The organism is Natronorubrum thiooxidans (genome assembly GCF_900156475.1).
In the GTDB taxonomy this organism is placed as follows: domain Archaea; phylum Halobacteriota; class Halobacteria; order Halobacteriales; family Natrialbaceae; genus Natronorubrum; species Natronorubrum thiooxidans.
Genome location: NZ_FTNR01000007.1, coordinates 201,953 through 225,006, shown reverse-complemented (window position 1 = coordinate 225,006; position 23,054 = coordinate 201,953). Strand labels below are relative to the sequence as shown.

The 23,054-nt window shown below is 61.7% G+C and carries 22 protein-coding genes and 1 pseudogene; 8 read left to right on the top strand and 15 right to left on the bottom strand.

The window, feature by feature from the left end; translation table 11 throughout:
- Positions 1 to 72: 72 nt before the first annotated feature.
- Positions 73 to 1,158: pseudogene (locus tag BW940_RS11730) on the bottom strand (MFS transporter); the annotation flags it as partial.
- Between the two features lie 356 nt (positions 1,159 to 1,514).
- On the opposite strand from BW940_RS11730, the gene BW940_RS11725 reads away from it, so the two are divergent.
- The 4 genes from BW940_RS11725 (at position 1,515) to BW940_RS11710 (ending at position 5,334) form a co-directional block, all read left to right on the top strand.
- The gene (locus BW940_RS11725; protein ID WP_173834885.1) at positions 1,515 to 1,940 is read left to right on the top strand and encodes a DUF1269 domain-containing protein; all 426 of its coding nucleotides are present in this window, start codon (positions 1,515 to 1,517) and stop codon (positions 1,938 to 1,940) included.
- A 191-nt stretch (positions 1,941 to 2,131) separates the two neighbouring features.
- Positions 2,132 to 3,271 (top strand): tyrosine-type recombinase/integrase, encoded by a 1,140-nt coding sequence (locus BW940_RS11720; RefSeq protein WP_076609388.1) that lies wholly within the window; start codon positions 2,132 to 2,134, stop codon positions 3,269 to 3,271.
- A gap of 378 nt (positions 3,272 to 3,649) precedes the next feature.
- Positions 3,650 to 4,057, top strand: a complete 408-nt coding sequence (tnpA, locus tag BW940_RS11715; RefSeq protein WP_076609387.1) for an IS200/IS605 family transposase — start codon at positions 3,650 to 3,652, stop codon at positions 4,055 to 4,057.
- Positions 4,057 to 5,334 (top strand): RNA-guided endonuclease InsQ/TnpB family protein, encoded by a 1,278-nt coding sequence (locus BW940_RS11710; RefSeq protein WP_076609386.1) that lies wholly within the window; start codon positions 4,057 to 4,059, stop codon positions 5,332 to 5,334. The genes tnpA and BW940_RS11710 overlap by 1 nt, the downstream gene beginning before the upstream one ends.
- An 11-nt stretch (positions 5,335 to 5,345) precedes the next feature.
- Here BW940_RS11710 and BW940_RS11705 read toward each other — a convergent pair whose 3' ends face one another.
- From BW940_RS11705 to BW940_RS11665, 9 genes are all read right to left on the bottom strand, one after another.
- Positions 5,346 to 7,169: a Na(+)/H(+) antiporter subunit D gene (locus BW940_RS11705; protein ID WP_076609385.1), complete on the bottom strand. Its 1,824-nt coding sequence runs from the start codon at positions 7,167 to 7,169 to the stop codon at positions 5,346 to 5,348.
- Positions 7,169 to 9,097 carry a proton-conducting transporter transmembrane domain-containing protein gene (locus BW940_RS11700; protein WP_076609384.1) on the bottom strand — a complete coding sequence of 643 codons (1,929 nt, stop codon included), beginning with the start codon at positions 9,095 to 9,097 and terminating at the stop codon, positions 7,169 to 7,171. The genes BW940_RS11705 and BW940_RS11700 overlap by 1 nt, the downstream gene beginning before the upstream one ends.
- Positions 9,097 to 10,695, bottom strand: coding sequence for a proton-conducting transporter transmembrane domain-containing protein (locus BW940_RS11695; protein ID WP_076609383.1), 1,599 nt, complete (start codon positions 10,693 to 10,695; stop codon positions 9,097 to 9,099). The genes BW940_RS11700 and BW940_RS11695 overlap by 1 nt, the downstream gene beginning before the upstream one ends.
- Positions 10,688 to 11,059, bottom strand: a complete 372-nt coding sequence (locus BW940_RS11690; RefSeq protein WP_076609382.1) for a cation:proton antiporter subunit C — start codon at positions 11,057 to 11,059, stop codon at positions 10,688 to 10,690. The genes BW940_RS11695 and BW940_RS11690 overlap by 8 nt, the downstream gene beginning before the upstream one ends.
- On the bottom strand, positions 11,052 to 11,570 hold the full coding sequence (locus BW940_RS11685; RefSeq protein ID WP_076609381.1) for an MnhB domain-containing protein: 519 nt from the start codon (positions 11,568 to 11,570) through the stop codon (positions 11,052 to 11,054). Before BW940_RS11685 ends, BW940_RS11690 begins: the two co-directional genes overlap by 8 nt.
- Complete coding sequence (locus BW940_RS11680) at positions 11,571 to 12,110, bottom strand: DUF4040 domain-containing protein (protein ID WP_076609380.1); 540 nt, start codon at positions 12,108 to 12,110, stop codon at positions 11,571 to 11,573.
- Positions 12,107 to 12,439 carry a monovalent cation/H(+) antiporter subunit G gene (gene mnhG, locus BW940_RS11675; protein ID WP_076609379.1) on the bottom strand — a complete coding sequence of 111 codons (333 nt, stop codon included), beginning with the start codon at positions 12,437 to 12,439 and terminating at the stop codon, positions 12,107 to 12,109. The genes BW940_RS11680 and mnhG overlap by 4 nt, the downstream gene beginning before the upstream one ends.
- Positions 12,436 to 12,651, bottom strand: coding sequence for a cation:proton antiporter (locus tag BW940_RS11670; RefSeq protein WP_394329400.1), 216 nt, complete (start codon positions 12,649 to 12,651; stop codon positions 12,436 to 12,438). Before BW940_RS11670 ends, mnhG begins: the two co-directional genes overlap by 4 nt.
- 68 nt (positions 12,652 to 12,719) lie before the next feature.
- Positions 12,720 to 13,793 (bottom strand): monovalent cation/H+ antiporter subunit E, encoded by a 1,074-nt coding sequence (locus BW940_RS11665; protein ID WP_173834884.1) that lies wholly within the window; start codon positions 13,791 to 13,793, stop codon positions 12,720 to 12,722.
- Positions 13,794 to 14,103: 310 nt separating this feature from the next.
- Here BW940_RS11665 and BW940_RS11660 point away from each other — a divergent pair, with 310 nt between their 5' ends.
- The 4 genes from BW940_RS11660 (at position 14,104) to BW940_RS11645 (ending at position 17,631) form a co-directional block, all read left to right on the top strand.
- Complete coding sequence (locus tag BW940_RS11660) at positions 14,104 to 14,454, top strand: (2Fe-2S) ferredoxin domain-containing protein (protein WP_076609377.1); 351 nt, start codon at positions 14,104 to 14,106, stop codon at positions 14,452 to 14,454.
- A gap of 111 nt (positions 14,455 to 14,565) precedes the next feature.
- Positions 14,566 to 15,819, top strand: coding sequence for an acyl-CoA dehydrogenase family protein (locus tag BW940_RS11655; RefSeq protein ID WP_076609376.1), 1,254 nt, complete (start codon positions 14,566 to 14,568; stop codon positions 15,817 to 15,819).
- A 40-nt stretch (positions 15,820 to 15,859) separates the two neighbouring features.
- Complete coding sequence (locus BW940_RS11650) at positions 15,860 to 16,450, top strand: MaoC family dehydratase (RefSeq protein ID WP_076609375.1); 591 nt, start codon at positions 15,860 to 15,862, stop codon at positions 16,448 to 16,450.
- Between the two features lie 2 nt (positions 16,451 to 16,452).
- Positions 16,453 to 17,631 (top strand): CaiB/BaiF CoA transferase family protein, encoded by a 1,179-nt coding sequence (locus tag BW940_RS11645; RefSeq protein ID WP_076609374.1) that lies wholly within the window; start codon positions 16,453 to 16,455, stop codon positions 17,629 to 17,631.
- A 99-nt stretch (positions 17,632 to 17,730) separates the two neighbouring features.
- Here the strand turns inward: BW940_RS11645 and BW940_RS11640 are convergent, their stop codons facing one another.
- Genes BW940_RS11640 through BW940_RS11620 form a run of 5 tightly spaced genes read right to left on the bottom strand, consistent with a single transcriptional unit; the run spans position 17,731 to position 23,038 of the window.
- Positions 17,731 to 18,792, bottom strand: a complete 1,062-nt coding sequence (locus BW940_RS11640; RefSeq protein ID WP_076609406.1) for a glycosyltransferase family 2 protein — start codon at positions 18,790 to 18,792, stop codon at positions 17,731 to 17,733.
- Positions 18,785 to 20,299, bottom strand: coding sequence for a nucleotide sugar dehydrogenase (locus tag BW940_RS11635; protein ID WP_076609373.1), 1,515 nt, complete (start codon positions 20,297 to 20,299; stop codon positions 18,785 to 18,787). Before BW940_RS11635 ends, BW940_RS11640 begins: the two co-directional genes overlap by 8 nt.
- Complete coding sequence (locus BW940_RS11630; protein WP_076609372.1) at positions 20,296 to 21,285, bottom strand: Gfo/Idh/MocA family protein; 990 nt, start codon at positions 21,283 to 21,285, stop codon at positions 20,296 to 20,298. The genes BW940_RS11635 and BW940_RS11630 overlap by 4 nt, the downstream gene beginning before the upstream one ends.
- Entirely contained in the window at positions 21,285 to 22,463 is a 1,179-nt protein-coding gene (locus BW940_RS11625) for a DegT/DnrJ/EryC1/StrS family aminotransferase (protein ID WP_076609371.1), read from the bottom strand. Before BW940_RS11625 ends, BW940_RS11630 begins: the two co-directional genes overlap by 1 nt.
- The gene (locus BW940_RS11620; RefSeq protein WP_076609370.1) at positions 22,460 to 23,038 is read right to left on the bottom strand and encodes an acyltransferase; all 579 of its coding nucleotides are present in this window, start codon (positions 23,036 to 23,038) and stop codon (positions 22,460 to 22,462) included. The genes BW940_RS11625 and BW940_RS11620 overlap by 4 nt, the downstream gene beginning before the upstream one ends.
- Positions 23,039 to 23,054: the final 16 nt, after the last annotated feature.

Genomic DNA, 23,054 nt, shown 5'->3' with positions numbered 1-23,054 from the left:
TGGTCTTCGTGTATTTCACTGTCTGCTTGCTGCTGGTGTTTGGACACATCTTCAGCAAGCAGACGTTCTAACTAACCGGCTTTGTGAAGTACTGAGACTTGTCTGCTCGTACAGAAGGAGTAATCCGACACCCATGAGGATGATCCCACCCTGAACAAGCATCTTCTGAGACACGTACTTGTGCCAATCAGTCGTGAACAGCGACACGAGAAGCGTTGCGACGGAAAACGGGAGCATCGCAACCCCCGCCTCGAAGGCGGTGTAGCCGATTCCTGACTGGAGGTAGACCGGGACGACGAAAATGAAGCCAGCCATGACGATCGAACGGACGCTGAACGTGAGCACACCCGACGTGAAGTGGCTGTTCGTCAGCATGTCACTCGGAACGAGGGGCGATCCGCCGGCGCGTTCAACGCGTGCTTCGTACTGGATGAACGCAGCGAACGCAACCAACCCGAGTCCGATGAACCAGATCGCCGGAGACGTGCCGACCGGATTAAAATGGATGTCGCCGACAAAGAATGGCTGGCGTGCGAGCAACCATCCATACTTCCCGCCAAGCAAGAACCCGGTGACGAGCGTTGTTGCACCGGCGATCGAGAGGAGCGTCCCACCGATATCTAACGTGCCACGCGTTTCCGTCAGCCGGCCCGGTCTCACGTACCGCACGAAAAAGAGGGTGACAACCACGACGAGTGCTTCAAGTCCAAATCCCCACCGCCAACTGGCGTACGTCGTGAGTGCTCCGCCAAGAATCGGTCCGACTGCCGCCCCGGCGGCGTTCACACCGGCCAGCAACCCGAGCGCTTTCGCTCGATCGCGCCCTTCGTAACTGAACATCAACACGGTAAACGTCAAAGGAATCAACACGGCGGCTGCTGCGCCCTCGATGAGCGCCCAGCCGATGTAAAGCATCGCGGCGTTCGTGCTGATCGCCGCCAGCAGCGTCCCGACGGCGTATACGATGAGTGTAACTGTCATCAGGCGTCGGATACCATAGATGGTTGGCAACTTTCCACCCGGGAGAATCAGCGCAGCCATCACCAGCGAGTAGAACGCGATCGCGCCCTGAACAGTGGTGACCGTGGTGTCGAGATCCTCGACGATCGCTGGAATCGCCACGTTCATCAGCGTTGAGTCGATGACCGCAATGAACATCGCCAGACTCACGGCGATTGCCGGCCCCCAGTATTCTATCCTCGTTTGTCGGTCCTCAGATGCGGGAGTGTTCCCGTTGGAAGCTGGTTCATCTGCGGCCATAGGAGTTCCATGTGTCTGAGCGTCAAATAACCGGTACGTCGCTGAATACATCAGTGTCGCAGAAACCGTTAATCGGTTTCTGTGACGCTTCCAGCGCCTATGAGATTCGTCGGAGTGACACTCTCGCTCACTACTAAAAAGGTATTTTCAGTCCTCGATGGCATTTCGAATGGTGATTATCAGTAAAGAAACTCATTGCACTGGCGTTCGATAACGAGACCGGCGCACTCGAGGTGTGAGACAAACTCTTCGAGATGCAAAAACAGGAGTTGATCACGATGGGCGACGCCACCGTCGTGGTCCGAAACGAGGCGGAAAAAACGGACGTCAAACAGGCCCAGAGTCTCGTCGGATCGGGAGTCCTTGGTGGTGCGTTCTGGGGCCTGCTCATTGGACTCATTTTCCTCGCCCCCGTCTTGGGAATGGCCGTCGGTGCGGTGTCCGGTGCGCTGGGCGGAAAATTCTCCGATATCGGTGTCGACGGTTCGTTTATCAAAGAAGTCGGCGAGACGATTGGACCGGGTGAATCAGCACTGTTCATGCTCGTATCCGACGCCCAACCCGACCGCGTCGTCGAGAAACTCGAACCATACAACCCCGAACTCCTCGAGACGAACCTCTCGCCGGAGGACGAAGCAAAACCCCGCGAGCACTTCGCTGCAGACGAAGTGACCGCGTGAACGGTCACCTCGGGTGAGAAGCCAACCAGTGAAACGCTGGTAGTTCGTTCGACCCTCCAACTCGAGCTATGCCATGCGGTTTCTTTCTGGAGTCGAAATTCCGAAACACAGATTTAGGGTGCTGGGCCAGTACCGTACGAGTAGATGATTCACGGCGTCGATACCGGACCGAACGGCAGGGTGATCGAACCGTGACCGACTCCGAGACGGACGTCGCCGTCGTCGACGCGGTCGACGCCTATCTGCAGCGAAAGGCCGTCGGCGATCCCGACGGCAGTGGGGCGGGAACGTACGCATCCAATGCCGAATCGATTTTGCGACGCTGGGCCGACTGGCTCGAGGCCGAACACGACGTGCGCTCGCTGTTCGCCCTCGACGTCGAGTACATGCGCGCGTACGCTGTTGAGTTACGCGCCCGGGTCGACCGCGGCGAGTACACGGCCTCGACTGCTGGCACGTACTATGCAGTCGTCCGCGCCTTTCTCTCGTGGTGTGTTCGTGGCGGCATTCTCGAGTCGAACCCGGCTGCGACCGACGATGCGACGGTCACGCTGCCACCGACAGACGACCGACCGGACAGCGAGTGCTGGACGGCGAGACAACGCCGACAGCTCGAGGCCTACGTCCGGGAGCGGACACTCGAAGCGTCGACAGCACCCGAGGACCACGACGAGCGGTGTAATCGCCTCCGCGAGTACGCGCTGGTCGCGTTGCTTGCCCACTCGAGCGTTCGGGGCTCCGAACTGTTCAGCGTCCCGGACGACGACCGGCGCAGCGGGGCGACGTGGGAGGACGTCGACTTCTATACGGGGACGATTCGCGTGCTGGGCAAATCCCAGCGTCTCGAGGACGTGCCGCTTCCCGGACCGGCCCGGACACCGCTGCGGCGGTATCGGGTCGTCTTCGACCCGCCGGCCAACGACTGGCCGCTGTTTCCGACTCGCCATGCGCCCTCGATCGCTCGGCGGGTCAAGACCGTGTTGGCAGAGCGAGGCTACGACGACGCCGAAATCGACGCGCTGCGGGCGGATGCAACGGCGAGCGAACTCGCCCGCGAGCACGCGATCGCGCCACCGGCGATCACCACCGAAGGCGCTCGGTCGGTGCTGAAACGGCTCTGTGGGGAAGCGAACATCGATGTCGACGGTAACTACCTGACGCCACGCGGTGTCCGTGGCGATCACGACGGCGACAGCTACCGGCGCGAGGCAACTGCATCGAAACCGGCCTTGCGCGCGTCAGTGCTCGAGCGAACGCTCGCCGTCCCCGAATCGATGCCGGTCATCGACGTCGACTCGAGCGGACACGACGAGCGGTCGGAAAACAGCTGATATTGTCAGACAAGTGCGTGGCGAATCGTCGATCGGCCGTCTCTCGACGAGTATCAGTATCGAACGCCCGATATGGGCGGGAATCGATTTTCGACAGCAACGTCGAGAGAACTGCATTCGGGTGCACTCTCCCCAATCTCGAGAAGGCGTGGAGCTTAGCTTAACCGAGGCGCTAAGCCCCCTTCCTCAACGAGCGCCGAAGGCGCGAGTAGGGAGGGGATACAGCGTCCCCAGAAATCGGAGATTTCTGGTGTGCGAACGAGACGCGGAGCGTCTCGTCAACGCCGCACAGTTCTCAAACGTGTTGGGTAGCCGACTCACAGGCCCACGCAGTCGGTAGCTTTTCGCGTTAGGATGTCGTACTAACTACCGAACCCAATGCAGTACGACCTCGATTCAGGTTCGCATTCGGTCTACTCGCTCCACTATCACCTGATACTCACGACGAAGTATCGGCGAGGAGTGCTAATCGAAGAACGAACCAACTTCATTCGAGGTATCATCGAAGGGTTCGCGGACAACTACGGCGTCGAACTCATCAATCTCGACGGCGAGGACGACCACATACATGTCCTGTTCCGAGCGAAGCAGACCACAGACCTTGTGAAGTTCATCAACACCGTGAAGGGTGCGACCGCTCGTCGTATCCGCAACGAGTACGAGGATAAACTCAAGAACGAACTGTGGGGCGACTCGTTTTGGAACAGTTCCTACTGCCTCCTTTCGACGGGACAGGTGTCGCTCGACGTTCTGAAACAATACGTCGAAGAACAACGAGAGTCTTGATGTACTACTCCTACAAGTATCGCCTCAAGCCGTCCGACGCTCACCGCGAGGAGTTGGACCGCCACCGCGATATTTGTAGGCAAACGTACAACCACTTCCGCTACCGACTCGGCGAGTATCGCGAGGAGAACGGCGAACTGCCGTCCATGACCTCGCTTCGGTCGGAACTACCCGACCTCAAGAAGTGGTGGAACGACCTCACGGACGTGTACTCGAAAGTCCTTCAGACCGTCGTAGAACGGTTATTCGACAATCTCAAAGGCCTCTCCGCTCTCAAGCGGAAGGGGTACGGCGTCGGGATGCTCAAGTGGAAACCGCCACGGGAGTTCCGTAGTTTCACGTACAGTCAATCCGGCTTCAAGCTCGACAAGAAGGGCGGTCGGACGCTACTGCGCCTCTCGAAACTCGGTGACATACCGATACGGCTCCACCGCGAGATACCCGACGACGCGAAGCTCAAGCAAGTCACGCTCAAGAAGGAGCCGACCGGCGAATGGTACGCTACATTCGGCGTCGAACTCGACCGTGAGCCGCCGACGAAACCCGAGAATCCCGAGCAGTGTGTCGGTATTGACGTTGGGATTCTCAAGTACGCTCACGATACAGACGGTTACGCTGTCGGGTCACTCGACCTTTCCAACGAACGCGAGCGGCTTGAACGCGAGCAACGGAAGCTCTCGCGGAAGGAATACGGGTCGAACAACTACGAGCGTCAACGTCGGCGAGTGGCGAAGTGCCACGCCGACCTGAAGCGAAAGCGTCGGGATTTCCTTCACAAGCTCTCGGCGTACTACGCGCGAGAATACGACCTCGTAGCGGTCGAAGACTTGAACGTGAGGGGGATGCTCGAATCCCCGTCGAACAGTCGAAACACGGCGTCCGCCGCGTGGCGAACGTTCCTCTCGCTACTCGAATACAAGTGTGAGCGGAACGGGACGCACTTCGTCGCCGTCGAACCGGCGGGAACGACGAAGGAATGCGCGTCGTGCGGTGTCTCGACTGATAAGCCGTTATGGGTCCGTGAACACTCCTGTCCCGCCTGTGGTTTCACGGCGGACAGGGACGCGAACGCTGCACGGAACATTCTTTCTCGCGGTATCACGAAAGTAGGAGTGGGACGCTCCGAATCAACGTCCTCAGAATCGCCGTGCGATTCTGATGGGCTGCGAAGAACGCCTGTGGAGACTGCGCTCCCTGTGGATACATCCGTATCTGCAAAGCGCGTCGTAGAAGCAGGAAGCCCTACCCTCAAGCGCGAGCCGTCAGGCGAGCGGTAGGGTAGGGTAGTTCACTTGAGCAACAGCCAGAGAACGACTGTCAGCAGGATCGTCAGCAACAGGACGGTCGTGCCGATGCTCGTCCGAAGATGGATGGTCGACGGACGACCGCCGTCTGTTTGCCGGCGTTCTTCAACGTCGACCATCGGGAGCCGGCGAGCGGCGGCGTCAACGGCGAGGACGGGATTATTACCGATCCAGTAACAGCGTGTGACGAAGCCGACAACGGCAGCGTCGACAGCGGCGTACGTCTCGGTAACGGCCAGCATCGTCCAGCGACTGACGGCGTAGGTTGCGGGATAGACGACCATTGCCGGATCACCGAGATCGAGTTTCGAGAGCGGCTTGCGGACGACGACGAACATGACGGCAGCGACCCCAGTCAGAATCCCGGCCGTCTCGAGGTGGCTTAGACTGTAGGGATGGAGGTGACTCTCGCCGCCGGAATATTCGAACTCGAGGCCGTGGATCGTCGGTGCGAGGTCGGCAAGGCCCTGCCACCAGACGCCAAAGAGGAGACAGGCACCGCCGAGGCCGAGCATTGCAATCGTCTGGCCAGGCTTTGCGTCTGCGACGTCGATGTCGCTCTCACCGTGGAAGAACACGTAGTAGCCGAGTTTGATGAACGAGAGCAGCGTTCCGATCGCGCCGAGCCAGAGGAGCCAGTACAGCGCCTGATACTCGGGCTGGCCGTAGTAGCTCGGATTGGCGGCGTCGAAGATCATTCCCTTGCTCACGTAGCCGTTAAAGCCCGGAATTGCCGTGATCGAAAGCGCACCGAGGCCGAACCCAATAGCAGTCAGGGGCATCTCGCGCCAGAGGCCGCCCAATTTATAGAGGTCCTCCTCCCCGGTGCGGTAGATCACGACGCCGACGGCCATGAACAGCAGGCTCTTGAACAGGATGTTGTTGAACAGGTGGCTCATCGCGCCGGCGACCGCGAGGTTGGATCCGATCCCAATCGCGGCGACGATGTAGCCGAGTTGGGCCTGGATGTGATAGGACAGCAGCGCCCGCATATCGTGTTGCAGGAGAGCGAACGTCGCGCCGTAGACGGCCATTAGGCCACCCATGTACGCGACGTAGATCGAGAGTTCGTGGGTACCCTCGACCGGGAACGCCCGATAGAGGACGAACGCACTCGTCTTGGTCGTATAAACCGAGAGGAACACCGAGGCCGCAAAGTGCGGTCGCGGGTAGGTATCCGGCAGCCAGGTATGGAAGCCGATGAAGGCAACGTTGACACCCATCCCCAGCACCGCGAGTAGCGCCGGGATTCCGCTGGCAATTCCGGTATCACTGTAGATGAACGTGCCGACTTCGACGTAGTGGACGGCGACCGCCATCATCACGAGCACCCCGCCGGTACCGTGGAAGATCGCATATCGGAAGCCAGCTCGAACCGCCTCGCCGCCGTAGTGCCAGACCACGAGCGTGCTCGTCACCGCCATCAGCTCCCACATAAACAGGAGCACGAGCCAGTCGCCGGCGAAGGCCGCTCCGATCGAGGAGGCGACGTAGACGAGCGCGAACGCGACCAACGTTTGGCTCGCCTCGCTCGAGTAGGCGTAAATAACGCTACAGACTCCGAGGAATCCAAGTCCGAGACCGACCATTCGGGAGAAATCATCGACGTAGTACGGAACGACGTCGAACCCGAGGAATGTCCCGGCTAGGTGCTGGCCCTCCGGTGCAACCAGCGAAATCGCCAGCACCGCCGCGAGACTGAGTGCGCCGACAGCGAAGCCGGCGAGTCGCGGGAGGACGAGTACGAGCAGTGCCGCTGTAAAGACGATCAGCGGCGGATACGCCATTGCCAGTATATCGAGTTCCATTATTCTGTCACCTCCGTCATGAGTTCGTCGAACGGAACGGTACTCAACTCCTCGAACGGCATTCCGAAGACGTCCTCCACAATCTGGATCGCCAGCTCGAGGAAGACCGCGTAGTCGGGACCGATCCCGAGGACGACTGCACCGGTCGCGATTACGGCGATTGGGGCGAGCATCAGCCACGTACTTTCGGTGAACGGCGAGTGGCGTTGCCAACCGGCGGCCGGTGGACCACCGGTAAGGTGGTCGTCGTGATCGCCGTGGTGGTTGACACTGCTAACGCGGTCGCCTTGGTCGTCGGTTGCGACATCGTCGGGTCCCGTGTGGTCGCTTGGATACTTGTCGACGGCGTACTCGAATTCTTCGTCCACCACCGTGTCTTCCGTCTCTGTCGTGTCGGTTGGCTCGGTCCCGTTTGCTCGCTCTCCGCCATCCGTGGCGACGTGGTCATCGTCCGACCCGTCACCGTAAGATTGCACCACTCCCCCACGCGGGAACTCGAGCAACGGTTTGGCGTCGTGTCGGTCCTCGCTTTCGAAGAAGGCGGTGTAGACGACCGGCCAGAGGTAGCCGATGTTGAGCACGGCGGAGAGCAACAATGCGGCGGCGAACAGCCAGTAGCTGCCGCCGACGTCGCCGGCACCGATCAACATATAGAATTTGCTGACGAAACCGGCAATCGGTGGCAGGCCGGCCATCCCGGCTGCACCGATAGTAAAGGCGGTCATCGTCAGTGGCATCCGCTTACCGATGCCAGCCATCTCGCTGATATAGTCGGTGTGGGTCTCGACGTGAATCGCGCCAGCACAGAAGAACAGCGTGAGCTTCGCGAACGCGTGTGCGGGAATGTGGAATAACGCCCCGACGATCGCGTAGGGGTGGAGCATCGAAAGCCCGAGCACGATGTAAGAAAGCTGTGCCGTCGTCGAGTAGGCGAGCCGGCGCTTGAGGTGATCTTTCCGCATCGCGATGATGCTCGCCGCGGTCAACGTGAACGCGGCGACGATTGCGACCGGGATGTTCAATCCGATCTCACCGATTCCCGGCACGTCTAAGGGGAGGTCGCGGATCAGTCCGGGCCCGTAGACCTCGAGGATGACCCGTGCGACGCCGAAGGCACCGGACTTGACGACTGCCACCGCGTGGAGCAATCCGGACACCGGCGTCGGCGCGACCATCGCGTCGGCGAGCCAGGAGTGAAGCGGCATCAGCGCGGCCTTGACGCCGAAGCCGGCGATCAGCAGGAAGAATGCGGCCTGTGCGTAGACTGGTTCGGCCTGTGCGGCCGCGGCGAGTGCCTCCATGCCGCCCGCTTCGAAGGCCAGCGTCGGCCCGCCCTCGACCAGACTGGTCAGCCAGTAGACCATCGCTGTGCCGGCAAGCAGGAAGACGCCGCCGCCGAAGAACGTGTAGGTGAGGTACTTCCGGCCGGCGATGCGGGCCTCATCGTCCTCGTTGTGCGCGACCAGCGGATAGGTGACCAGCGAGAGCAGTTCGTAGAAGACGAAGATCGTCACCAGATTCGCCGCGAAAGCGATCCCGACGGCGGTCGAGAGGCTGGCTGCGAACGACGCAAAAAAGCGGGTCTGGGCGTGTTCGTCGAGCCCGCGCATGTAACCCGTGGCGTAGAACGACGTGAAGATCCACAGGAAACTCGCGAGCAGGGCGAAGAAGATCCCCAGCGGATCGGCCCGCAAGGCGAAGTCAATGCCCTCGAGGAACTGGATCCCAGTGCTCTCGTAGAGGCTCCACTCGAAGACGGTCCCGCCGATGACCGCGGGGAGCATGCTGACGATGATTCCGAACTTCGCGAGGGCGGCCACGACGGACCAGCCCTCTCGGAGGTTCGGACGGCGATGCGACGCGATGATGAGGACGATGGCGACCGCCGACACCAACACGGCAGCAAGCGGTCGGATATCTGCAACCATTAGTTAATCACCTCGGTGAGAAACGGCTCAAGCAGTTCGGCGATCGCCCCGCCCGCGAAACCGAGCGCGACAGCGCCGAGCGCAACGACGACGACGATGGCTATCATCCCGACCGAGACGGGGTTTCGAGCGGCTCCGCCACGGAGCCCCGCGGCTGCACGCCCGTCGTCGATCTCGACTTCGGAGTCCGGTGTGCTGTCGTCGTCACGATCGGCGTCGCCGCCGTCCGTCGCCACCGGCCCTCGTGCGTGTGGCCGTTCGACCACGGTCGCCGGCGTGAAGTACATTTTCTCGAGCAGGCGAGCCGCGTAGGCCAGCGTGAGCATGGTGCTCAGGAAAATCACGGCGGCGACGGGCCAGAGCTGGGACTCGACGGCACCGAGGGCGATGTACCACTTGCCGACGAAGCCGATGCTCGGCGGGATGCCGACGAGCGAGAACAGGAGGACAGCCATCGAGCCGGCCACGATCGGCCGGTCGGTGGCTAAGCCGGCGTACTCGTCGACAGTTCGAGCCCCGTAGCTGGCTGCGACGAGGGCTGCACCGAGGAAGAGGCCGGTTTTCAACAGCCCGTGGCCGACGAGGTGGATCACGGCGCCGGTGAGCGCCGTCTCGGAGTTGCCGGCGATAACGACTCCGTAAGCCGCTATTACCAGCCCGAACTGCGAAACTGACGAGTACGCGAGCATGCGTTTGACTTCAGTTTGGATCACGGCCAGAACCGTGCCTGCCAGCACGCTCACACAGCCGATGGTGAGGACGATTGCAGCCGCGTTCGGCATGGCGGCGAGATAGTCGACCTCGAAGACGGTGACGATCAGCCGTCCGAACGCGTACGCGGAGGCGGTCGAGACGAGCGCCGCGATCAGCGGTGTCACGCCGTCGGGTGCCTGCTGGTAGGCGCTCGGCTGCCACGTGTGTAGTGGCCACTGTGCGACCTTGACGGCGAAGCCGACGACGATGAACGCGAAGCCGGTCTGGATCAGCACGGGGCGTTCGGCTGCCGGAATCGCCGTCGAGAGTTCGACCATGTTGAGCGTCCCTGTCGCCATGAAGACGAATGCAACGCCGAGCAGGTACATCGACGCGGCGACAGTCCCCAAGATCAGGTACTTCAGCGCGGCGACCGCCGACTCGGGGCCGTCGCCACTTGCAACGAGTGCGTAGGTCGCGATGCTCGTAATCTCGAGGAAGACGAATAGGTTGAACACGTCGCCGGTCAGCGAGATACCGAGCAGACCGCCAACTAACAGCAAGTAGGCGGTGTAGAATGTGTTCCCTCGTGGACCACCACGCCGCGTATACGCGAGGACGCCGGCAGCGACACCGGTTATGAGGAGGACGATCAGCGTCGAGAACTCGTCGGCGACGAGTTGAATCCCGTACGTTCGGGGATACCCACCCAGCGTGTGAATCACCTCACCGCTGGTGTAGACGACGCTTGCGAGGGCGAGTGCGGCGGCGAACAGTCCGGTCGACGTGATCGTGGCGACGGACCAGCCCGTTCGGTCGTACCGCAGTCCGAGCGCGATCGGGAGCGTCGCCGCGAGGATGGGGGCGACGATCAGCAGCGGCGGAATCAGATCGATGTTACTCATCGGCACGCACCTCCCGAAGGGTATCCTCGCGGAGCGTCCCGTACTCCGAGTAGATCCGAATCACGAGTGCGAGTCCGACCGCCGTCAGCGCGATGCCGACGACGATGGCGGTCAGCACGATGACCTGTGGGAGCGGACTCGCAACCAGGAGCTCTCCGGGGTTCGATTCGGGTGGGACGATCGGTGCCGACCCGCCTTCGACATAAGCCATCGAGACGAAAAACAGGAAAATCGACGTCTGAAAGAGGCTCACGCCGATCAGCTTCTTGACGAGGTTCTGACTGGCGATTATCATGTAGAGCCCGATACCCAGCAGTACGAACATCAACACGTACGTGTAGCGGCTCGTCAAGAGTTCAATCATCGTCGTCCACCTCTCGATCTGTTGGGCGCTGACGGCCGCTGTGACCACCGGTCCCGCTCGGGCGTTCCGGCGTAAATCCGGCTGCCATCGCGAAGAAGAGGGTGATGATGACCCCCGACACGATCAGCGCGATGCCGCCGATTTCGACGGCCTCGAGTCCCCACTTCGGTTTGATGTGGAACACTTCTTTGAGCTGATAGAACTCGAGGAAGTCCCCGCCGAGGACGATCATCGCGAGTCCGATTACGCCGAAGATGACGACGCCGCCGGTGACGAGACCGACGAGCAACGAGTTTCGAAGCCACCGTCGGGTCGGTTCGATCCCGAACGCGAAGGCGATCATGAGGACCGTAACGCCGACGATCGTTCCGCCCTGGAACCCGCCGCCCGGGGCGTCGCCCCCGTGGAAGGTCATGAACAGCCCATAGGTGAGCGTAAACGGTGCGATGATCTTTACGGCAGTCATGATCACTTGACTTTCAGTGTACGTATCGTCATAAGAGTCAGACATTTAGGCGAACACCTCGCGTTTCAAGACGAGCAGCGTCGAGATGCCGGCGGCGAAGACGACGACCGCCTCGCCGAAGGTGTCGAAGCCACGATAGGCAGCGAGGACGGCTGTGACCGCGTTTTCGACGCCTGTATCGTTGTACGTCTGCTGGATGTAATGTTGGGTCACCTCTGGGTGCTGCCAGACTGGCGTCTCCGTGATGCCGACTGCATACATCTCGGGAAGGACCGTGGTACACAGCAGTACCACGAACGCACCGACGACGACGACTGCCGGCATGTGAATTCGCTCGCTGAGTTGGTCAGCAGAGGGGCGTGCCGTCCGTGCGATCGTCAACAGCAACAAGAGGGTGGTGACGCCGGCCCCAATTGCGGCTTCGGTCATGGCGACGTCGGGTGCCAGCAGGAACGTATAGAGAATCGCCATCCCGAGACTGTAGGCTCCGAAGACGACGATCACTGACAGGATGTCGCGAAACAGCGCCGTGGCGACTGCTGTCGCGAGGATGAACACCACGAGCGTGAGGGCGAACAGATTCACTGTGAGTCACCGTCCTCGTCGGAGTCGTTGGTCCACGGCTCGATACCGCTTTCTGCGGCAGAGCGGGCGATCGCGTGTGCGGCCGTTGGGTTCGTGATAAACACGAAAAACAGCAGCAGGACAGTGTAGACTGCCGCGTGCTGCCAGCCAAACGCCACTGCAACGCCGGCAAGTGCGAAGCCCGCACCGAGCGTGTCCGTCTGGGAGGCAGTGTGGGCCCGCGCGTAGATGTCCGGAAGACGGATGACGCCGACCGTCGAGACGAACGTGAAGAACACGCCCAGCCCGAGAAGGACGACGATCACCCAAAAGCGGATCGTCTCAATCACAGTACACCACCTCGTTCGACGGTGAACTTCGAGATGGCGATTGCCATCAGGAAGTTCAGCAGGGCGTAGATCAGTGCCACATCGAGGAACCACGACTGATCGAGGCCCGCCGCGAGCAGGGCAAGGATCACGACCGTGTTCGTCCCGAGGACGTTCACCGCGAGCAGGCGGTCCTGCGTCGTCGGCCCGGCGACTGCACGATAAAAGACCATGATCGCGAGGACAACGAACAGTGTACCTGCTCCGAGGAAGACCTCCTCGATGGTTATACCACTCGGAATCACTGGTCGTCACCCCCGATGATCTCTGTGTCACCGCGCTCGCGCGGCGTCGGAATCGCCGCCGACTCACGACCGTAGAAGACGAACCTGATGGCTCGCTCGAGGCCGCCATCGAAGAGATCATCACGTGCAGACGGGATCAGCGTATGAACGATCAGTCGCTGATCGTCGGCCCGGACCGTCAGTGTGCCGGGCGTGAGTGTGATGCTGTTGGCTAATGCGAGCAGCGGGAGCCCACCCCTGACGCGGGTGTTGATCCGTGTCATGGTGGGTTCGATAGGCATCGACGGTCGCAGGATAACGGCTGACACTGCGATATTGGCCTTGACGATCTCCCAGATGAGATAGGGAATATAGAGCCCGAACCGGATCGCTCGGATCGGTGATTGGACACGATCGAGCGGGAACGTGAACGTAACGTGCGCGAGTGACAGCGAGACGATGCCGGCGACTGCCGCACCGGTGACGAGATCGAACCAGTACGTCGGATCTCCGAGGACGAGATAGAATCCGTAGGAGATCCAGAACATCGCGAACAACCGATCGAAGCGTTCGCTCACGTCACCGACCAACCGCTGGTGACGGGCCGGTCTCTCGACCGGTGCCTCGTCGTAGGCCAACCCGACCGCGTCGAGTTCGAGTTCGACGGACTGGAGTATCTGAGCCGTCGACCCGGGTTGGTACTCCGGGTCGAGCACGATCAGGTCGATATCGTGTTCCTGTGCGTAGTCGTTGAACGTCTCGGCGAAGTCACGAGGTCCGAAGAGATACTCGTCTGTTCCGAGCAGCGTGGTTTTGATCGTTACTGACGCGCTGCCAGCATCCTCTTGCACCCAGTTTTCGGCCTTCGAGAGCAACTCTTCGGCTTCCGCTGTGCGTTGTCGACTCTCAGGCAAGCTCGCCTCGTGGGGTAACGCGACAACGAGATGGATGGCGAGTTCGCCGGCGTCCTCAAGGCCAGAGCGGACCGCGTAGCCGACCGTCTGCCGGACGGTCACTGTATCCGACAGCGGCACGAGTAGTCGGTCAGCCGCCACGGCGATCTCCCCTTCTTCGTGACCGTCGGTGGACATTCATGGACTCGTTGATAGTCGACTCAAGCGTGACCCATAGGAAAACAATTTCGTTATCCGGCAGTTGGCTCGGTTACTCGCCATATACCCACTAATACTGTGCTTCTCTATAGATACGCCAACCGAGCCGGAGCACTCGTAACTGGACATCAGATTTCAGCGGGCTATTGCGGGGGGACTGTCTGTGTGATCACGAGACAGTATGCCGTGAACCACAACCTTTACAAATACACTTTCGGTAACAACAATTAAATTTCATGGCGATAAACGATCGCGTTTCGATTTGGTCCGTCTTCCGGCCAGGTAACAGATGAAACGCCGAACCGACCATCAACGGGACCGACTCGAGGCACAGGTGTTCGTCTGCACGACCGACCGCAACGGTGAGTACGCTTGCTGTGCCGACGCCGGCGGAAAGGAAACCGTCGAGGCGATCAAATCGTGGCTCCGCGACCGTAACGCGTTCTGGTCGCCGATTTCGGTGACGGAGACCCAGTGTCTGGGGCTCTGTAGCGAGGGTGGCACTGCGCTTGCGATTCAGCCGCGCAACGAGTGGTACTCCGACGTCCAGCCCGAGGACGTGCCGGACCTCCTCGAGGCCGAGTTCGGTCCGAATGCCGACCGTGTCGGCGACACGTACGAGCAGCGAGCCACTGAGTGAGACACTCGAGGATGTAGGCAGATTCGAGCGGGCTCGTAGCGAGTCCGGCTCGATAATCGAGACACCGTCTGCGACAGAACGTTTTTCTTCTGACCTGACGACACCTACCCGATGGCCCGACTCCTGTGCGATGCGGTTGCACTCACCGAGAGCCAACAGCTCGTCCGCTCGAGTATCGGCGATATCTGTTCGGATTTCGACCACGAGTACTGGCGGCAACGAGCTGCAGACGGAGAATACCCACACGAGTTCGTCGATGCGCTCGCAGACCACGGCTGGATGGGAATTCTCGTTCCCGAAGCGTACGGCGGCGCGGGGATGGGAACCCAGGAAACCGTCGTCATGATGGAAGAAATCGCTGCCAACGGCGGCGGCTTCAGCGCTGCACAGGCCGTCCACGGCGGCGTCTACAACTCCGTGCCGATCGTCGAATACGCGAGCGATGAACTGAAGCAGGACCTGCTTCCCCACGTCGCAAACGGCGAGCGGTCGATTCAGGCGTTTGGGCTGACAGAGCCAAACGCCGGCTCGAACTCGACGGCGATCGAGACGCGAGCGGAGAAAAGCGAGGCGTATCGCGCCGCGGAACGAAGCGACGCGGCCGCGGCAAAAGACGGCGACGAGTACGTCATCAACGGCCAGAAGATCTGGACCTCCCGCGTCGACGTCTCGGATTACGTCGTCGTCGTTGCGCGGACGACACCGCAGGCCGAGGTCGAGAAACGAACCCACGGCATCTCGATGTTTCTCGTCGACCTCGAGGATGCCCACAATCAGGGAGCCCTCGAGATGGAGTCGATCCCCAAATCGGCGAGCGAGTTCGTTCACTCGTTCGAACTCTGGTTCGACGACCTCCGCGTGCCCGCGGAGAATCTCATTGGTGTCGAGGGCGAGGGCTTCTATCAGGTGCTCGACGGGCTGAACGAGGAGCGACTCGTCATCGCCGCCGAGTGTATCGGGTTAGGTCGGCTGGCACTCGAGCGTGCAGTCGAGTACGCCACCGACCGGGAGGTCTTCGACCGCGCCATCGGCTCGAACCAGGCGATTCAGCACCCGCTAGCGGAAGCCTACGCTCGCCTGCAGGCCGCAAAACAGCTAACCTACAACGCTGCGGACCGCGCCGCCTCGGACGAGGACGTCGATCTCGGGGCGTACGCGAACGCGGCGAAGTTCCTCGCTGCGGACGCGGCTTACGAAGCGGCCGACGCGGCGGTCCAGACTCACGGCGGGTTCGGCGTCGCGAGGGAGTACGACGTCGAACGCTACTTCCGGGAAGCACGCCTGACGCGGCTGGTGCCGATCACCCAGCAGCTGGCGCTGAACTATCTCGGCGAGAACGTGCTTGGACTCCCGCGCTCGTACTGACGACTCACCAACTACTGTCACCAGAACCACCCCACGAATCATGTCCGATACAGACGAAACCACCGATACAGACGCTACTGACGACGAACCGACCGAAAAGCGACTCGTCTCCGGCTGGCACGGCCGCTACTACGAGGATTTCGAGGTCGGTGACATTTACAAACATCCGTTCGGGCGCACCGTCACTGAGACGGACAACGTCTGGATGACGAACGTGACGATGAATCTCAATCCGATGCACTTCAACGAGGCCTACGCGGCCGAGACGGAGTTCGGCGAACGCCTCGTCGACGGCACATTCGTCATCGCGCTCGCAGTCGGGATGAGCGTCATCGATATCTCGGTCAACGCCACGGCCAATCTCGGCTACGACGATATCCGCCACCACAATCCCGTCTTCCACGGCGATACGATCTTCGCCGAAAGCGAGGTCCTGCACAAACGCGAACTCGAGTCCCGGGATCACGTCGGCATCGTCGAAACCGAACTCCGGGCGTACAACCAACACGGCGATCTCGTGTTGAGCCTCGAGCGAACGCCGATGGTCCTCAAACGCAGCCACGCCGACCCGTCGGCCGCCGAGCCGCCGGGTTGGCCCGAGGGAATCGGCACACAGCCGGAGGACCTGTAACTGTGCTCGCACTCGAGGATATCACGGTCGTCAGTCTCGAGAGCGGGATCAGCGCGCCGCTGTGTACCCGGCTGCTTGGCGATTTCGGCGCGGAAGTAATCAAGGTCGAACGCCCCGGCGTCGGCGACGTTAATCGCCACTGGGATTCGGTCGTCGACGGCGACTCCTCGGCGCACGTCTGGGTCGACCGCAACAAACTGAGTGTCGAGTTGAACCTCAAGAGCGACGAGGGGACCGCCATCTTTCACGAACTCGTTGACGAGGCCGACGTCGTCGTCCAGAACTACTCGCCGGGCGTCGTCGACCGCCTCGGTGTCGGCTACGATGATGTCGTCGAGACCAGCGAGGATATCATTTATCTGAACATCTCCGGATACGGCCGGGACGGTCCCTACAGCGACCGCAAGGCCTACGATATGGTCATGCAGGGTGAAACCGGACTCATCCTGATGAACGGCTCGCCGGATGCCCCGGCCAAGATCCCGCTGAGCGTCTGTGATATCAACGCCGCGACCTACGGCACGATCTCGACGCTGCTCGCGCTCTTCCATCGCGAACGCACCGGCGAGGGCCAGGAACTCGACGTTACGATGTTCGGTGGGATGCTCTCGTGGCTCGGCTACTTCCCTCAGAAGTTCTGGCACAACGACGAACTTCCCGAGCGGATCGGGATGCGCCACCACCTCCTGACCCCTTACGGCCCCCACGAGACGGCCGACGACCAATATATCAACTTCGCCATCCTCAGCGAGGCCCACTGGGAACTGCTCTGTGAGGCCGTCCTCGAGCGACCCGACCTGCTCGAAGACGAGCGCTTCGCAACTAACGAGGACCGCGTCGAAAACCGCGACGCCCTCGAGCCGACGGTCGAGTCGCTCATCGCTGACCAGCCCCGGGACTACTGGGCCGATCGACTCGACGAGGCCGGCATTCCGTGGGGTGACGTCAACCACCTCGACGACGTCCTCGAGCATCCACAGACTGACCATCTCGACCTGGTCAAAGACCTCGAGACCGAGGACGGTCCAATTCCCTACATCGACACTCCGATTGACTCGGATACGCTCGAGTTCGCGGCCGAACCGATGCCCAACCTCGGTGAGGATACGGACGATGTGTTAGCGGCGCTTGGCTACTCGAGTGGGGAGATCGAGCAGTTACGGGCCGACGACGTGGTCTGAGCGGGGTTGATCATCGTTTGTGAAACTGGAGGGCATTGGTTTCACATAGCAGTGTTCCTGAGTTATCCAGAGAGAGCTGACTCCGCCGTAACGATGCGGCTATTCGATCGACTGAGGTGTTTTCGGTTCGGTATCGAGCTCCGCCCCGGCGTGCTCGTCGCTGATCGTTTCGAGTGGTTTGTTCTCTTCCGTGTCGAGCCAGATTCCCATTCCGAGTGCGATCAGTCCGAGCAACGTGGCCACGAACGAACCGACCGCACCACCGAAGCCACCTTTCCCACGGAGGCTCCGCGCGATCGAGCCACCGAGTCCAGCACACCCACCAACGAGGCCGGCGATGCCGGTGCCATAGAAGACGACGGCTGGATGGAACTCCTGGACCACATAGCGGGTTTTCAGTCGCCAGAGGAAGCTCCGAAGCAACAACAACGACACGAACTGGATGAACGGAACGTAGCGGATACTGCTCTCCTCGTTGCCGTATATTGCCGTCATCGGAACGTCTGCGACACGGCGCTCGTGGACGTTGAGATGCGTGAGGATGTGATTGAGAAAGCCATACCGATCAGTGATCGCCTCGAGATCGAGTTGCTCGATCGTCTCACGGGAAATCGCGGTGTAGCCGTTCTGGGGATCACCGATCGTCCAGTACCCCGACGCGAACTTCGAGAGACCGGTCAGCATCGCGTTGCCGAGAAACCGGAACGAGGACATGCCGTCGCGGTCGTCCGGATTGAGCAGTCGGTTGCCTTTGGCGTAGTCGGCCTCGCCCTCGACAACGGGGTCGATGATTCGATCCAGGATCTCGGGGTCCATCTGGCCATCGCCGTTCAACACGGCGACGACATCCATCTCGTCTGCAACAGCGTGTCTGTAGCCCGTCTTGACCGCAGCGCCGTACCCACGATTTTCCTCGTGACGGATCGGGACGACGCGCCTCGCGTCACCGCCGTCGGTGACGGTGAGTTCGGGTTCGAGATCAGCACGCTCGTTGATCCGTGAGCCAACCCGCTGGATCACGTCCCAACTGTCGTCCGGTGAGGCGTCATCGACGGCGTAGATCCGGTCGACGAAGTCCGGAACGGTCTCGATGACGCGCCCGACGAACGCATCCTCGTTGTAGGCCGTGACGACGACGCCGATTCGCTTTCCTTTATACATCGTCTCCTCCATCGGGGGTGCCGGGACCGGGGCCGGAATCGGTCGGTCGATCAGCCGCGCCACCGTCCGCCGTCAGCGACTGGTCGTCCGTCGAAGCGGTGTCGTCACCGTCGTTCTCGGCCGTCGGCGCTCGACCGCTTGCCGTGCCACCGAGCGTGTACGCTCGATGTGGCGTCTCCGCGAGATCGACCGCGTCTCGACCGTCGACGACAACCATCGGCTCGAGGTTGGCCCACGCGATTCGATCGAACGCCTGGTGTGGGGTCACGATTACGGCCGCATCGAACGCCTCGTCGGCGAGGTCGTCGACGTCGACCGCTCGAGCGCCATACTCGGCCGGATCGACGAGTGGGTCGACACCGGCAACCGAAGCATCGCGGGCGGTCAACACGTCGATAACGTCGATCGCCGGCGAGGCTCGCGTCTCCTCGACACCCGGTCGATACGTCACCCCGAGGACGACGACCGACGCGTCGGCGAGGTCGGTCCCGGTCGCTGCGAGTTCACGCTCGAGGCGATCGACGACGACCGACGGCATCTCGTCGTTGACCTGTCGGGCGGTCCGTATCAGGGCCAGCGGCTCGTTCATCCGGGACAACAGGAAGTGCGGGTAGTAGGGAATACAGTGGCCGCCGACGCCCGGCCCGGGATCGTGAAGCTGACACATCGGCAAGTCGTTGGCGGTCTGGATGGCTTCGCGGACCGAAATCTCGAGTTCGTCGGCGAGCCGACCGAGTTCGTTTGCCAGCGCGATGTTGACGTCGCGGTAGACCCCTTCGAACACTTTGACGGCTTCCGCCGTCGTCGCGTCCGAGACTGGATGGACTTCGTTGTCCGAGAGTTCGTCGTAGACGACCGTCGCGGCCCGCGTGCTCTCCGCGTCGATCCCGCCGACGACCTTCGGGTACTGACCGCGAATGTCCCGCAGCGCCGTCCCCGAGGACGTTCGCTCCGGGCAAAAGGCGAGTCCGAACTCGTCGGCCTCGAGGCCGCTTTTTTCGACCAGATGTGGCTCGAGGACGTCGCGACAGGACCCCGGCGGCAGCGTCGATTCGGCGATGACCAGATCGCCGGGCGAGAGGCCGGCCGCGATGTCGTCGATCACCGACTCGACCGTCGTGAGGGTCGGCTCGCCATCGTCGTCGATCAGCGTCGGGACGATGATTACGTGCACTCGCGCGTCGGCTGCCGCGGCGGAGCCGTCGGTCGTCGCCTCGAGCCGACCGCGCTCGACCTGCTCGGCGACGAGTGCCTCGAGTCCCGGCTCGCCGACGACGTGGCTCGTTCCGCTGTTGATCGTCGCAACGACATCGGGGTCGATGTCGACGCCGGTGACGTTCCCCGTCGTTTCGGCGTAGACGCCCGCGAGGGGGAGCCCCATCTTTCCGAGTCCGTAGACGGCAATCGGGATGTGTCCGGACGTGAGCAGGTGGCGCTGGCGCGCCGGTGACGCCGTCGAACCGTAGAGTCCCGTGGCCGATCCGTCGTCCGTGGTGTCGGGACTCATCGCGCTTTCACCTCGGGCTTTTCTTTCTCCTCGGCGATGATCGAATCGATTAGCTGGACCGTCTCGAGGGCCTTAATTCCGTCTTCGGCAGTCACGACCGGCCCCGAGCCGGTTCGAACGGCCTCGATGAACGCCTCGAGTTCGTGGCGAAGCGGCTCGCCGTTGTCGACCCGAGGTCGTTCGACGACGCTCTCGTGGCGATAGCGACGCGTCCCGTCGTCCGTGAGATACTCCGGGTACGAGTCCCGGTGAATCAGGACGGACTGCTGTAAGTAGTCGACTTCGACAAGACAGTCGCGAGCGGTGACGGTGAGCTTGCGGACTTTCTTCTGCGTGACTCGGCTCGCGGTCAGCGAGGCGACCACGTCGTCGTACTGGATCGTCGCCGTGGCGTACTGGCCGTCGTCGGTCCCCATTGCAGTGACCGAGTCCAGCTGTGCATCGAGCATGGAGTCGACGATGTCGACGTCGTGAACCATCAGATCGAAGACGACGTTTCCCGGTGCTGTTCGATCGATCGGCGGACCCAGTCGTTCGGCCTCGAGGCTGATCACCTCGAGGTCGTCGATCAGTTCAGTGACCGTCCGAACGGCGGGGTTGAACCGCTCGATATGCCCGACTTGCAGGACGAGACCGTTCTTTCGGGCCAGATCTGCCAAGCGGCGGCCCTGGTCGACCGTTTCGGCGATCGGTTTCTCGACGAGGGTGTGGACGCCGGCCTCCAGACAGTTCGAGACGACCTCGTAGTGTGCCCGTGTCGGAACGGCGACGGTGACGACATCACAGCGATCGAGGAGTGTCTCGAACGTGACCGGCTCGGTATCGTACTCGTCGGCAACCTGACGTGCAACGTCGTCGTCGTGGTCAGTGACACCAGCGAGGTCGACAGTTGGTACGTCTCTGTACACGCGCGCGTGGTTCTCACCCATGGATCCGACGCCGATGACGCCGGCCTGGATCGTGCGTGAGGAGGGTGTTCGGTTCATTAGGAGTGGAAGTGGTCTTGCACTGCTTCGACGACGACCCGCCGGTCGTGCTCCGAGAGGTTCGGATGAACGGGAAGGGAGAGAACGGTCTCAGCAGCCCGTTCCGCGTTCGGCAGCGTTGCTGCTGCCGTGCTTACGGTCTCGTACGCCGGCTGGTGGTGGATCGGCGTCTCGTAGTAGATGCCAGTATCGACGTCGTGATCGTCGAGTGTCGCTGCAAGCGCATCTCGCTCAGCAGTGCAGACGGTATACTGGTGATACACGTGTCGATAGCCGGCGGGTTCCGTCGGCGTCTGGAGTGGAAGCGCGTCCAACTGGTCGTCGTAGTACGCCGCGTGCTCTCGACGTGTCCGGTTGAACTCGGGCAGTCGATCGAGTTGGGCGCGGCCGATCGCGGCGGCGAGGCTCGTCAGCCGGTAGTTGTGACCGAGATCAACATGTTCGTAGCTCCCGCCGTCGCCGACGTCGCGACCGTGATTAACGAAACTCGCAGCGCGGTCGGCAACGTCGTCCCGATCGGTCGTGATCATCCCACCCTCGCCGGTGGTCATGTTCTTCGTCGGGTAAAACGAGAAGCACGCGGCATCGCCGAGTGCGCCGACACGGTCCCCGTCGACGACTGCGCCGTGGGCCTGGCACGCGTCCTCGACGACGAACAGCTCGTGGTCGTCGGCGATCGAACGGAGCGCGTTCATGTCGGCTGCCAGCCCGTAGAGATGGACCGGGACCAGCCCAACGATATCGTCACGCTCGCCGAGGACCCGTTCGACGTCAGCCGGGTCGAGGGTGTATGTCTCGGGATCGATGTCCGCAAAGACCGGTGTGCCACCGGCGAGCCTGATCGCGTTCGCACTCGCGACGAACGAAAACGGCGAGGTGATGACCGCATCTCCGTCCTCGAGGCCGACGGCCTCGAGTGCAGCGTGTAGCGCGGTCGTCCCGTTCGACGTCGCGACGGCCCGGTCGGCCCCGCAGTAGGCAGCGAACGATTTTTCGAAGGCTCTCACTTCGGGTCCATCCGCGAGCATCCCGCTCTCGAGGACCGATTGTACTCGCTGCAGGGCGTCTGTACCGAGTTCGGGATCTGCGATCGAGACGCCGGTATCGGCCGGTTCGGTCTCCGTCGTCCCGTGTTCAGTTTCGACGTCCGTTCCGGTATCGATATTCGTATCAGTCATGCGATCTGGTTTGCACCCTCGAGTGGTTCCGGCAGCGTCTGGACTGTCGCTGGCGTTCCAACGGCGAGCGTATCGGGAGGGACGTCTTCGGTTACGACCGAGCCGGCTGCGACGAAGGCGTTCGCGCCGATGGTAACCCCGGGCAACAGCGTCGCGTTCGCGCCGATCGATGCACCGTCCTCGATCGTCGGCCCCTTGAGGCCGTTGTCCGTTCTGATGGGGTACTCGTCGTTCGTCAGGACCGCTCCCGGCCCGACGAAGACGTTGCTCCCGATCGTCGTCTCAGTCGGAACATACACGTTCGTTTGCAGACTGACATCGTCGCCGATCGTCGTTTGGCCGTCAATAACCGCCTTGGTCCCGACGAGGACGTCGTCACCGATCGTCGTCCCTTCTCTGACCAGGACGTCGTGGCCAGTGGTGAACTCGTCGCCGATCGTCACATCGCCGTAGACGATCGAACCCGACCTGATCGTCGCGCCGTCACCGATTCGTGTTGGCTCGTCGAACTCGCCGTGCCCGACTGTCGCCTCGTCGTCGACGAGACAGTCCTCACCGTGGACGAATCGACTCATCGCACCACACCTCCAT

Bases quoted from the DNA above. Each gene is read 5' to 3' on its own strand.
- BW940_RS11725 (WP_173834885.1), top strand. From the start codon at position 1,515: ATGCAAAAACAGGAGTTGATCACGATGGGCGACGCCACCGTCGTGGTC.
- tnpA (WP_076609387.1), top strand. From the start codon at position 3,650: ATGCAGTACGACCTCGATTCAGGTTCGCATTCGGTCTACTCGCTCCAC.
- BW940_RS11710 (WP_076609386.1), top strand. From the start codon at position 4,057: ATGTACTACTCCTACAAGTATCGCCTCAAGCCGTCCGACGCTCACCGC.
- BW940_RS11705 (WP_076609385.1), bottom strand. From the start codon at position 7,169: ATGGAACTCGATATACTGGCAATGGCGTATCCGCCGCTGATCGTCTTT.
- BW940_RS11700 (WP_076609384.1), bottom strand. From the start codon at position 9,097: ATGGTTGCAGATATCCGACCGCTTGCTGCCGTGTTGGTGTCGGCGGTC.
- BW940_RS11695 (WP_076609383.1), bottom strand. From the start codon at position 10,695: ATGAGTAACATCGATCTGATTCCGCCGCTGCTGATCGTCGCCCCCATC.
- BW940_RS11690 (WP_076609382.1), bottom strand. From the start codon at position 11,059: ATGATTGAACTCTTGACGAGCCGCTACACGTACGTGTTGATGTTCGTA.
- BW940_RS11685 (WP_076609381.1), bottom strand. From the start codon at position 11,570: ATGTCTGACTCTTATGACGATACGTACACTGAAAGTCAAGTGATCATG.
- BW940_RS11670 (WP_394329400.1), bottom strand. From the start codon at position 12,651: ATGGTCTTTTATCGTGCAGTCGCCGGGCCGACGACGCAGGACCGCCTG.
- BW940_RS11665 (WP_173834884.1), bottom strand. From the start codon at position 13,793: ATGTCCACCGACGGTCACGAAGAAGGGGAGATCGCCGTGGCGGCTGAC.
- BW940_RS11660 (WP_076609377.1), top strand. From the start codon at position 14,104: ATGAAACGCCGAACCGACCATCAACGGGACCGACTCGAGGCACAGGTG.
- BW940_RS11655 (WP_076609376.1), top strand. From the start codon at position 14,566: ATGGCCCGACTCCTGTGCGATGCGGTTGCACTCACCGAGAGCCAACAG.
- BW940_RS11650 (WP_076609375.1), top strand. From the start codon at position 15,860: ATGTCCGATACAGACGAAACCACCGATACAGACGCTACTGACGACGAA.
- BW940_RS11640 (WP_076609406.1), bottom strand. From the start codon at position 18,792: ATGTATAAAGGAAAGCGAATCGGCGTCGTCGTCACGGCCTACAACGAG.
- BW940_RS11635 (WP_076609373.1), bottom strand. From the start codon at position 20,299: ATGAGTCCCGACACCACGGACGACGGATCGGCCACGGGACTCTACGGT.
- BW940_RS11630 (WP_076609372.1), bottom strand. From the start codon at position 21,285: ATGAACCGAACACCCTCCTCACGCACGATCCAGGCCGGCGTCATCGGC.
- BW940_RS11625 (WP_076609371.1), bottom strand. From the start codon at position 22,463: ATGACTGATACGAATATCGATACCGGAACGGACGTCGAAACTGAACAC.
- BW940_RS11620 (WP_076609370.1), bottom strand. From the start codon at position 23,038: ATGAGTCGATTCGTCCACGGTGAGGACTGTCTCGTCGACGACGAGGCG.